The 7,816-nt window shown below is 71.7% G+C and carries 9 protein-coding genes and 1 tRNA gene; 8 read left to right on the forward strand and 2 right to left on the reverse strand.

Annotation, left to right across the window (positions count from 1 at the left end):
• The first annotated feature begins 71 nt into the window (after positions 1 to 71).
• The 3 genes from ABZS66_RS31800 (at position 72) to ABZS66_RS31810 (ending at position 2,247) form a co-directional block, all read left to right on the forward strand.
• The gene (locus ABZS66_RS31800) at positions 72 to 1,043 is read left to right on the forward strand and encodes an aldo/keto reductase (RefSeq protein ID WP_354764125.1); all 972 of its coding nucleotides are present in this window, start codon (positions 72 to 74) and stop codon (positions 1,041 to 1,043) included.
• 118 nt (positions 1,044 to 1,161) lie between these two features.
• Positions 1,162 to 2,043, forward strand: a complete 882-nt coding sequence (locus ABZS66_RS31805; protein ID WP_354764127.1) for a hypothetical protein — start codon at positions 1,162 to 1,164, stop codon at positions 2,041 to 2,043.
• Between the two features lie 12 nt (positions 2,044 to 2,055).
• Positions 2,056 to 2,247: a DUF5703 family protein gene (locus tag ABZS66_RS31810; RefSeq protein ID WP_354764129.1), complete on the forward strand. Its 192-nt coding sequence runs from the start codon at positions 2,056 to 2,058 to the stop codon at positions 2,245 to 2,247.
• A 657-nt stretch (positions 2,248 to 2,904) separates the two neighbouring features.
• Here the strand turns inward: ABZS66_RS31810 and ABZS66_RS31815 are convergent.
• Together ABZS66_RS31815 and ABZS66_RS31820 are read right to left on the reverse strand one after the other, a co-directional pair.
• Positions 2,905 to 3,633, reverse strand: a complete 729-nt coding sequence (locus ABZS66_RS31815) for a hypothetical protein (RefSeq protein ID WP_354764130.1) — start codon at positions 3,631 to 3,633, stop codon at positions 2,905 to 2,907.
• Positions 3,634 to 3,706: 73 nt separating this feature from the next.
• Positions 3,707 to 5,020 (reverse strand): M20/M25/M40 family metallo-hydrolase, encoded by a 1,314-nt coding sequence (locus tag ABZS66_RS31820; RefSeq protein ID WP_354764132.1) that lies wholly within the window; start codon positions 5,018 to 5,020, stop codon positions 3,707 to 3,709.
• A 101-nt stretch (positions 5,021 to 5,121) separates the two neighbouring features.
• Here ABZS66_RS31820 and ABZS66_RS31825 point away from each other — a divergent pair, with 101 nt between their 5' ends.
• From ABZS66_RS31825 to ABZS66_RS31845, 5 genes are all read left to right on the forward strand, one after another.
• The gene (locus ABZS66_RS31825) at positions 5,122 to 5,718 is read left to right on the forward strand and encodes a hemerythrin domain-containing protein (protein WP_354764134.1); all 597 of its coding nucleotides are present in this window, start codon (positions 5,122 to 5,124) and stop codon (positions 5,716 to 5,718) included.
• 42 nt (positions 5,719 to 5,760) lie between these two features.
• Complete coding sequence (locus ABZS66_RS31830; protein ID WP_354764136.1) at positions 5,761 to 5,907, forward strand: GPGG-motif small membrane protein; 147 nt, start codon at positions 5,761 to 5,763, stop codon at positions 5,905 to 5,907.
• A 145-nt stretch (positions 5,908 to 6,052) separates the two neighbouring features.
• Positions 6,053 to 6,138: transfer RNA gene (locus tag ABZS66_RS31835), tRNA-Leu, on the forward strand.
• 249 nt (positions 6,139 to 6,387) lie between these two features.
• The gene (locus ABZS66_RS31840) at positions 6,388 to 6,726 is read left to right on the forward strand and encodes an AbrB/MazE/SpoVT family DNA-binding domain-containing protein (protein ID WP_354764138.1); all 339 of its coding nucleotides are present in this window, start codon (positions 6,388 to 6,390) and stop codon (positions 6,724 to 6,726) included.
• On the forward strand, positions 6,723 to 7,751 hold the full coding sequence (locus tag ABZS66_RS31845) for a site-specific integrase (RefSeq protein ID WP_354764140.1): 1,029 nt from the start codon (positions 6,723 to 6,725) through the stop codon (positions 7,749 to 7,751). Before ABZS66_RS31840 ends, ABZS66_RS31845 begins: the two co-directional genes overlap by 4 nt.
• Positions 7,752 to 7,816: the final 65 nt, after the last annotated feature.

Genomic DNA, 7,816 nt, shown 5'->3' on the forward strand with positions numbered 1-7,816 from the left:
ACGAGCGGCACCAGGGTAGCCCGGGGCCCGCCTACCCGCCTTCGCCGGGATCCGGCCGTATCGTTCCTTGCATGCAACAGCGACCGCTCGGCCGTAGCGGGCTGGCGGTATCCCGGCTGGCCCTCGGCACCATGACCTGGGGACGCGACACCGACGCCGACGATGCGGCCGCCCAGCTCAAGACGTTCCGCGACGCGGGCGGCACGCTGCTGGACACCGCCGACGTCTACGCCGACGGCGAGGCGGAGTCGGTCATCGGCGCCCTGGTGGGCCGGCTCGTGCCCCGCGACGAGCTGGTCATCGCCACCAAGGCCGGCCTGCGCCCCGGCATGACCCGCCGCCGCGACGGTTCCCGCGGCCACCTGTTGCGCGCGCTCGACACGTCCCTGCAGCGGCTCGACACCGACTACGTCGACCTGTGGCAGGTCCACGGCTACGACCCCGACACCCCCCTCGACGAGACGCTCTCCGCCATCGACACGGCCGTGAGCAGCGGAAAGGCCCGCTACGCGGGCGTTTCGAACTACTCCGGCTGGCAGACCGCCCGCGCCGCCACCTGGCAGGCGGCCTGGCCCGGCCGCACGCCCCTCGTCTCGGCGCAGGTGGAGTACTCGCTGCTGGAGCGCGGGATCGAGCGGGAGGTCGTGCCCGCGTCCACGGCCCTGGGCATCGGGCTGCTGCCGTGGTCGCCGCTCGGCCGGGGGGTGCTCACCGGGAAGTACCGCAGCGGCGTGCCCGCCGACTCCCGCGCCGCGTCGCCGCACTTCGAGCGGTTCGTGGCGCCCTACCTCGACGACCGCTGCGCCGGCATCGTCGAGGCCGTGGCCACCGCCGCCGGCGGGCTCGGGGTGTCGCCCCTGGAGGTCGCCCTGGCCTGGGTCCGGGACCGGCCGGGTGTCGTCGCGCCCATCCTCGGCGCCCGGACCGTCGGGCAGCTGCTCGGCGCGCTGCAGACCGAGGAGATCGCGCTGCCGCGCGAGATCCGGGCCGCGCTCGACGACGTGTCGGCGCCGCCGTCGGGGTATCCCGAGCGCCAGACGTAGCGCCAGACATAATTGGCGGACCATGATCCGGCCTATTACACCTCTGGTTGTTGCTGTTCTTGTGGCGTGCCTCACGGCGTGTGATGCGCCCGCTCCTACCGGTCATCAGGACGCGACGGTGCCCACACCTACGTGGGCTCCCGCGCCGTCGGTGTCCCCGGCCGGGACGACCGCTTCGGCGGGCGCTGCGCCGGCCGCGGTGGCGGTCGAGGCCGGGGGCGCCCGGACCGCGGTCGCGTCGCCCTCGACGGTGAGCGTGTTGTCGGCCTCAGGAGACCTGGTCGAGAAGGTGCCGGTCGACGAGCCGGCGACCGCGGTCGTGGCGTTGCCGCGCGGCGGGTTCCGGGCACTGGCCGGGCGGACGGTGCTGCAGCTCACCGAGTCCGGGGTGCAGCGCTGGTCACTGCCGGGCACGGGCTCCGCGCTGGCCGTCCCTCCCACGGGTGACTGGACGGCGGTCGCACTGCCGGCGACCGGCGAAGTGATCATCCTCTCCCCCACCGGCACCGTCTCCCGCACCATCGCCACCGGCGTCCGCCCCACCGCCCTCGCCGCCGACGAATCCCGGATCGCCGTGGTCGACGCCTCCGAGTCGTCACTGACCGTGTTCGACGCGGCGACCGGCGCCCGGCAGGAGGCCCTCCGCGCCGGCGACGGCGCCGTGACGGTGACGTCCGGCGGCGGTGGCCGCTTCGTGGTCGTGGACGCCCGCGACGGCGAGATCCTCGTGTTCGAGTCGGGCCCGCTGATCCTGCGCCAGCGCCACCCGGTGCCCGGCACGCCCTACGGCGTCGCGTACGACCCGACCCGCCGCACCCTGTGGGTGGCCGTCACCCAGCGTAACGAGGTCGCCGGCTACGACCTCTCGGGCGGCACTCCGCGCGAGGTGGCCCGCCATCCCTCGGTACACCTCCCGGTGGCGGTCGCCGTCGACCCGACCTCGGGTGCTCTTGCCGTCGCGGGCTCCACGGAAGGGCTGGTGCAGCGGATAGTGCCGTAGCAGTATCGGGACATGGACTACGAGTACGTGCCGTTGCGGTTACCGTCGAATGTCGACCGGATGACCGCCAACGCACAACTGACCATCCAGGCCGAGTACGGCGGCTGGGAACTCGCCCGCGTCCGCCTCTACCCCGACGGCAGCCGCCAGGTGATGCTCCGCCGCCGGGTGACCAGCGAGTCCCTGCCGGGCCTGAGCACGTAGCCCAGCCCTGATCGCCACTGGTCCGGCGCACCGAGGAAGCCGCCGGACGGGCTTCTTACGCGCCGCTTTCATGATCAAGGGAAGGTTCTGGCTGCGCTGACAACCAGATGTTTCCCTCGATCATGAAGCCGGTCCCCGGCACTCTGCCGGCCACCTCCGGACACTCCCGCAACCAGCGCCGAACGCTCCCGTGACCAGCTCTGGACGCTCCCGCGGCCGGCTCCCCACGCTCACCACGTGCGAGATCGAAGGCCGCCCCACGGGCCGCCCCAACCGCGCCGCCATCGGGCCCCGCCCCTCGGCTCCGCCCCTCGGCCCGGCCCCTCGGCCCCTGCCACCCGGCCCGCCGGCCCTGCCGCTCGGCCCTGCCGCTCGGCCCTGCCCCTCGGCCTGGCTACCCGACCCGCCGCCGCCCAGGCCCGCCGCCCCAACCGCGCCGCCACCGGGCCCGCCCCTCGGCTCCGCCGCCCAGGCCCGCCGCCCGGCCTGGCCACCCGGTCCAGCCGCGCCGCCCGGTGCCCGCCACGTGCGCTCCATGATCGCGAAGGCTTTCGGCACTCCTGGGTGCGAAAAGCCTTCGCGATCATGGGAGCGCACGTGGAACGGCCCGCCTCCCCGTGCGGTGGGAAGCGGGCCCTCAGGTCAGCGGCGGAAGGTTCAGCGGCGGTCGGCGGACTCGTTGTCGTCGCGGGCCTCGGACAGGCCGGCCGAGATGCCCTCGCCCTCCTCGTCCTCGTCCAGCTCCTCGTCGAGGTCGACGAACGCGTGCTCGTCGAGCCGGTCGACGACCCGCTCGCCCTCGTTGAGGGAGAAGGGGCCGGCGCCGTCGCTGTCCTCGTACGACTCCGGGTCGAGCGGGGAGTCGACCTCCGCCACGACGACCACCCCGTCGAGCGACTCCAGCTCCGGGATGTCCAGCGCGCCGAGCGAGCCGTCGCCAGCCTGCATCAGCTCCAGGACCGCCTCGCCGACCGTCTCGACCGGCGCCGAGTCGCCGTCGCCCGGGTTGGCCCGGCGGGCCGCCTCGGCGAGGCGCAGCAGCGCGGCGACGCTCGGCACCCGGTAGTCGCGGCGCTGGCGGACCGAGATGATCCGCGGGTGGGGGTCCTCGGTCTCGGTGCCGTCGACCCCGCCGATCCCGACGCCGAACTGCCGGTCGGCCTCGTCCGGGTCGATCGCCTCGACGTCCCACGGGGTGACCTCGCCGTAGGCGTCGAGGAGCAGCTCGTCGTAGCTGTTGGAGGCGTTGTTGAGCTCCACGTAGGCGCGCCACACCTCGTCGTCGTCGGCTCGCCCGTCGGCGGCCTTGACCGCGGCAAGATGGTCGCGGGCCGCTGCGATCACGCGCTCGAGCGCGGTGTCGAGCTCCGCGTGCCGGTCGGTCATGATGGGACTCCCCCTGGAATCGTCTGTGCTGCGGCTGATGGACGGAATTGATCAGGAACTGGTCAGGAATTGATCAGGACTGCTGGAGGAACCGGTCGAGCACTCGCACGCCGAACTGTAGTCCCTCGACGGGAACGCGCTCGTCAATGCCGTGGAACAACGCGCCGAAGTTCAGGTCGGCGGGCAGCCGCAGCGGCGAGAACCCGAAGCAGCGGATGCCCAGCTTGTCGAACTGCTTGGCGTCGGTGCCGCCACTGAGCATGTACGGCACCGGGAGGGCGCCCGGGTCCTCGGCCCGCAGCGCCGCCGACATGGCGTCGACCAGCGCGCCGTCGAAGGTGGTCTCCAGGCCGGGCTGGCGGTGGATGTACTCCAGCTCGATGTCCGGTCCGACCAGGTCGCGCAGCTGCTGCTCGAAGATCTCGCTCTGGCCCGGCAGGGTGCGGCAGTCGATTGTGGCGGAGGCGCGCCCGGGGATGACGTTGTCCTTGTACCCCGCGGCGAGGCGGGTCGGGTTGGCCGTGTTGCGCAGCGTCGCGCCGATGATCATCGCGATCGGCCCGATCTTGCCGACGGCCGCCTCGGGGTCGTCGAGGTCGAGCTCGATGCCGAGGATCTGCGACACCTGCTCCAGGAACGCCCGCACGGTGGGCGTCATCACCATCGGGAACCGGTGCCGCCCGATCCGCGCGACCGCCTCCGCGATCGCGGTCACCGCGTTGTCGTCGTTGATCATCGAGCCGTGGCCGGGCCGCCCCTTGGCGTGGATGCGCAGCCAGTCGATGCCCTTCTGCGCCGTCTCGATCAGGTAGAGCCGCTGCTGGCTGCTGACGCTCACCGAGAACCCGCCGACCTCGCCGATCGCCTCGGTCACGCCCTCGAAGTAGTGCGGGAACCGGTCGACCAGGAACTGCGCGCCGTAGGTGCTGCCGGCCTCCTCGTCGGCGACGAACGCGAGCACGACGTCGCGCGGGGGCTTGCGGCCTTCGCGCCGCATCTGCCGTACCAACGCCAGGACCATCGCGTCGAAGTCCTTCATGTCGACGGCACCGCGACCCCAGAGGTAGCCGTCCTTGACCTCGCCGCTGAACGGGTGCACCGACCACTCCGACGCGACGGCGGGCACCACGTCGAGGTGGCCGTGGATCAGCAGCGCGTCCCGCGACGGGTCCTCCCCCTCGAACCGCGCCACCACGCTGGCCCGCCCCGGCGCGCTCTCCTGGATCTCCGGCTGCAGCCCCACCTCGGCCAGCTTCTCCGCCACATACTCCGCGGCCGCCCGCTCGCCCGCGCTGGTGTCCAGATCGCCGGTATTGGTGGTGTCGATGCGCAGCAGGTCGCGGCAGAGCTCAATGACCTCGTCGGTGGCGTTCATGGGAGAAGTCATATCAGGCGGCTGTGACAAATTCCCGGCCCGGTCGGCCGCCGTTTGGACAAACTCCCGCCCGGGTACCCCGCGATCACCACACGTGATCGAGGAGGGTCGACGTGCTCCCCCCACTGCCACCCGTCGCCGACGAGCTCGAGTTCGCCGGCCGCAGCATGCTCGAGCTGCTCGACGAGGACCACCACCTCATCGGCCAGCTGTGCACCCGCCTCGCCGCCGACCCGGCGTCCCGCGACCTGGAGGACGTCCTGGTGGCCACCGTCTCCAGACACATCTCCGCCGAGGAGCAATACCTCTATCCGGCGGTACGCCAGGTGCTGCCCGACGGCGCCCCCATCGTCATGGACGAGGTCGCCGCCGACGAGGCGCTCCTGGTGGCGCTGCGCCACCTGCACACGACCCCGGCCGAGGACGCCGCCCACCGCGAGGCGCTGCGCACGGTGACCGAGCACGCACGCGCGCACGCCCGCCGTACCGCCACGATGTTCCCCCGCCTGCGCAAGGGCTGCAGCGACAACGACCTGGTCCGCCTCGGCAACCGCGTCGAGATCGCCCGCAGCGCCGCACCGACCCGCCCCCACCCCGGCACCCCGGCCACCCCACCGCTCAACAAGATCGTCGACCCCGCCGTAGCGGTCGTCGACAAGCTCCGCGACGCCCTGACCGGCCGCACCACCTGGGCCGAGGACCTGGCGTAGCGGCAACGTTTATCGATCTCACCCCGGAGGTACGAGAAAGCCATGACACTGCTCTTGACGATCATCGCCGTCCTCATCGGCATCGCCGGCGTGGTGGCCCTCCTGCGCCGCCAGATCCTGTGGGGAATCATCCTCATCATCGTCGCGCTGCTGGTCGGCCCGGGCGGCGTCAGCATCTTCAACGCTTAGGCGAGGGCGGCCGGCACCCCCTCCGGCCGCCGACCCGAGGAAGACGGGCCCCGGCGTACCCGCACGCCGGGGCCCGCTCCGCGCCACCCGCCCCCCGATTTCTCAAGATCGGAGAGGGACGTGTACTGTGTTGAAACGCAAGCAGGTCGAAGTGGCGGAATGGCAGACGCGCTAGCTTGAGGTGCTAGTGCCCGCAAGGGCGTGGGGGTTCAAGTCCCCCCTTCGACACCAATGTGTTGCACACCTGCACCACTTGAGTGGTCAGTGCTCGAATACGTTTGAGCACTGTTTCGCAGCATCCCTGCCACCCCTCACCACCCAATCGCGCGGTCGGACGGTGGCGGCATGGCCGAGCTGACCATCGCTCCGGTCGTTCCACCCAGCGAACCCGTCGACTCCAGGCCAGAACCCGCTGGCGCACGGAGCCTCTCTCGTCGGCCACTCCCGCTGGCACCGCTCGCGTCGCAGCACACCAGCGCGATGCGATACGGGCTGGCCACGCTCGACAACCGGGGTCGCGTCGCGGACGGCGCCCTGGTCCGCGCCATGGGTTGGATGCCGGGCACACGCCTGAACATCCGGGAGCAGTCCGGGTTGGTCCTGGTCATCGCCGACGCGCAGGGCGTGTTCGCCATCACCCGCCAGGGCTACGTCCAGTTGCCGGCCACGGTGCGGCACTGGTGCCGGCTGAGCATCGGCGAACGGGTGCTCTTGAGCGCCGACCCTACGAAGAACCTGCTGGTCGTGCACCCGCCCGAGGCACTCGACGCCATGGTGACCCACCTGCACGCCCTCCGAATCGGGGAGGACGAGTCATGACTGCTGTTCCGAATGCTCCGGCGGGACAGGCAGAGCTGGAGGCGGCGCGGTTGCTGCTGGCCCGGCTCGGGGTCTCCCCCGGCGATCTGCTGCAGATGGCTCCATCCCGGCCGCCGGCGCCGACGTTCGCCGAATACGTCCCGGTGGTGGCGGCGGCGGTGAGCGACGGCAGCCGGCGGGCCTACGGCAGCTACTGGAAGCGGGTCTTGGAACACTGGGCGGACCGGCGGTTGGACGAGGTGAAGCCGTCGGACATCGAGCGGCTGGTTGAGCACGTCAAGGCTCATGTGGTGGTGCGCAGCAACGCTCGGGGTGGCCGTAGCGCCGCGGAGAACCTGGTCACGGCGTTGCGGTGTCTGTACCGGCGTGCGGTGGCAGACGGCTATCTGGCCGAGGCGGAGAACCCGGCGTCGAAGGTGGCCAAACCGCAGCGACTGCCGAGCACACGCCGGGCGGTGCCGGACACACGGCTGGCGGAGATCAACCGGGTCGCGGCGAGTACCGGCGACGACCCGGTACTGGACAGTCTGCTGCTGCGGCTGCACACGGAGACAGCCTGCCGTCGTGGTGGCGCGTTGGCGTTGCGGCCTGTTGATCTCGACGAGCAGCAGTGTCTGATCATGCTGCGGGAGAAGGGTGACACGGTGCGGTGGCAGCCGGTGTCACCGACGTTGATGCGGCATCTGCGTCAGCACACCGAGGATCGCCATGCGCCAGCGAACGGGCAGCTGCTGCGGTACCGCGATGGCCAGCCGATCACGCACCGCCGCTACGACCATCTGTGGGAACGGATCGGGCGGCATTTGCCGTGGGTGGCGAAGCAGGAGATCAGCACCCACTGGTTGCGGTACACGACCGTGACGTGGGTGGAGCGGAACTTCGGCTATGCCGTGGCTCGCGCCTACGCCGGCCACGCCGAGGGCGGTGGCGCCGTCGGCACCACAGCGACGTACGTGCGGGCCAGTCTGCAGGAGGTCGCGGCTGCGCTGGCCGCCCTGACCCGCGAACCGCATCCGTTGGCGTAGCAGATCGAGTGCGCCGGCGGCCTTAGGGTTAACTTTGACGCGGGTCCGCCGCCGGTCACCGGGGT

The organism is Dactylosporangium sp. NPDC005572, from assembly GCF_040605515.1.
Lineage (GTDB): Bacteria > Actinomycetota > Actinomycetes > Mycobacteriales > Micromonosporaceae > Dactylosporangium.